The 655-nt window shown below is 62.9% G+C and carries 1 protein-coding gene; it reads left to right on the top strand.

Features of this window, described 5'->3' with window-relative positions:
• Nucleotides 1-655: cupin domain-containing protein (locus FMZ75_RS21220; protein ID WP_166146313.1), on the top strand; the 655-nt coding region annotated here is incomplete at both ends.

Genomic DNA, 655 nt, shown 5'->3' with positions numbered 1-655 from the left:
GTGATGGAGAAGACGCGCAAGGCCGCGGTGATCGAGGCCGACATCGGCTGGTCGGACGTCGGCAATTGGCGCGCCGTATGGGAGCTGACCGAGCGCGACGCGCAGGGCAATTCGGTGCGCGGCAATGGCGTCGTGCGCGATTCGCGCAATGTGCATGTGCGCTCGGACGAGATGCTGACCACCGTCGTCGGCGTCGACGACGTCGTGGTGGTGACGACGCAGGACGCGGTGCTGGTGCTGGGTCACGAGCATGGCGACAATGTCAAGCAGCTCGTCGATCAATTGAAGAGCGAGAATCGCCGCGAGGCCGGCGAGCACAAGCGCATCTTCCGCCCCTGGGGCTTTTATCAATCGGTCGATTCGGGCGATCGGCATCAGGTGAAGCGCATTGTGGTGAAGCCCGGCGCGCGACTGTCGCTGCAAAAGCATTTTCACCGCGCCGAGCATTGGATCGTGGTGAAGGGCACGGCGGAAGTGGGCCGCGATCAGGAGACCTTGCTCGTGCATGAGAACGAGTCGGTCTATCTGCCGATCGGCTGCATTCACCGGCTGACCAATCCGGGCAAGATCGACCTCGAGATCATCGAGGTGCAGACCGGCTCCTATCTCGGCGAGGACGATATCGTCCGCCTGCAGGACGTCTATAATCGCGGCT

The sequence above is a fragment of the Methylosinus sp. RM1 genome (genome assembly GCF_011378635.1).
Classification (GTDB): domain Bacteria; phylum Pseudomonadota; class Alphaproteobacteria; order Rhizobiales; family Beijerinckiaceae; genus Methylosinus; species Methylosinus sporium.
The sequence above is the reverse complement of the archived record's forward strand: the minus strand, read 5'-3'. Positions and strand labels throughout refer to the sequence as shown.